Genomic DNA, 1523 nt, shown 5'->3' on the forward strand with positions numbered 1-1523 from the left:
CAGCAGTCCGAGCAACTGCGGGGCACAGGCCACGGTGACCGTCGTCTTCCTGCTGCTCGGCGGCGCCCCGGGCGTCCGTGCCCTGGTCCCCGCCCTCCGTCCCGTCCGCTCCCTCCCGCAAAGGCTCGCCCATGCCCTCACCACCCGCTGAGTCCACGGCGCCCGGCCCGGCCCCGTGGATCGCCATGTACCACTCGGTCGGCGACCCCTGCGACGACCCGTACCGCGTCACCGTCTCCCCCGCCCGGCTGGAGCGGCAGTTGCGCTGGCTGGCCGGGCGCGGGCTGCGCGGGGTGTCGGTGGCCGAGCTGCTGGCCGCCCGGGACCGGGGCGAGGGGAGGGACCTGGTGGGTCTCACCTTCGACGACGGGTATGCCGACTTCCTCGCCAACGCCCTTCCGCTGCTGTCCCGTTGGGGGTGCACGGCCACCCTGTTCGTGCTGCCCGGCAGGCTCGGCGGCGACAACGCCTGGGATCCGCTGGGCCCGCGCAAGCCGCTGCTGGCCGCCGACGGCATCCGGCGGGCCGCCGCCGCGGGCGTGGAGATCGGCTCGCACGGTCTCACCCACGTCGATCTCACCCGGGCCGACGACCTCCGGCTGAAGGCCGAGACGGTCGAAAGCCGGGCCGCGCTGGAGGAGTTGACGGGCGTCCCGGTGGGCGGCTTCTGCTATCCGTACGGCGCGGTCGACCGGCGCGCGGTGGCGGCCGTGCGGGAGGCCGGGTACGGCTACGCGTGCGCCGTCGACCCCGGGGAGCTGACCGGCCGGCACGCCCTGCCGCGGGTGCACATCGGGCAGGACGACACCGCCGTACGCCTGCTGCTGAAACGCGGGCTGCACCGGTGGCGCCGACGGCCGGTGGAGGGACTGCGGTGAGGGTCCTGCACATCATCACCGGGCTCAAGGTGGGCGGCGCCGAGCAGCAACTGCGGCTGCTGCTGCGGCATCTTCCCGTGGAGTGCGAGGTGGTGACGCTGACCGATCCGGGGCCGGTGGCCGACGGGCTCGTGGCCGACGGGGTGCGGGTGACCCACCTCGGCATGACCGGCAACCGCGATCTGAGCGCGCTGCCCCGGCTGACCGGGCTCATCCGGCGCGGCCGGTACGACGTGGTGCACACCCACCTGTACCGGGCCTGCCTGTACGGCCGGATCGCCGCCCGGCTGGCCGGGGTGCGGGCCGTCGTCGCCACCGAGCACTCGCTCGGGGACACCCAGACGGAGGGCCGGCCGCTCACGGCGGGGGTGCGCGCGCTGTATCTGCTGGGCGAGCGGCTGGGCCGGACCACCGTCGCGGTCTCCCCGGCGGTCGCCGTCCGGCTGGCCCGCTGGGGCGTGCCCGAGCCGCGCATCACGGTCGTGCCCAACGGCATCGACCTCGCCCGGTTCGCCTTCGACCCGGCGGCCCGCCACCGCGCTCGGACCCGACTGGGCTTGAGCGAGGGGGCGTTCGTGATCGGCGGTATCGGCCGGCTGGTCCCCGGCAAGCGCTTCGACGTGCTGGTGCACGCGCTGGCCGGGC

2 protein-coding genes are annotated in these 1523 nt (G+C 75.6%); both read left to right on the forward strand.

What is annotated here, in order from left to right:
* Nucleotides 1-131: 131 nt before the first annotated feature.
* Nucleotides 132-878: a polysaccharide deacetylase family protein gene (locus tag H5J33_RS34860; RefSeq protein ID WP_258565611.1), complete on the forward strand. Its 747-nt coding sequence runs from the start codon at nucleotides 132-134 to the stop codon at nucleotides 876-878.
* The coding region (locus H5J33_RS34865) for a glycosyltransferase (RefSeq protein ID WP_181798654.1) at nucleotides 875-1523 on the forward strand (649 nt) is incomplete at its 3' end. The genes H5J33_RS34860 and H5J33_RS34865, both read left to right, overlap by 4 nt.

It is taken from the genome of Streptomyces sp. WELS2 (genome assembly GCF_013870595.1).
GTDB lineage: Bacteria > Actinomycetota > Actinomycetes > Streptomycetales > Streptomycetaceae > Streptomyces.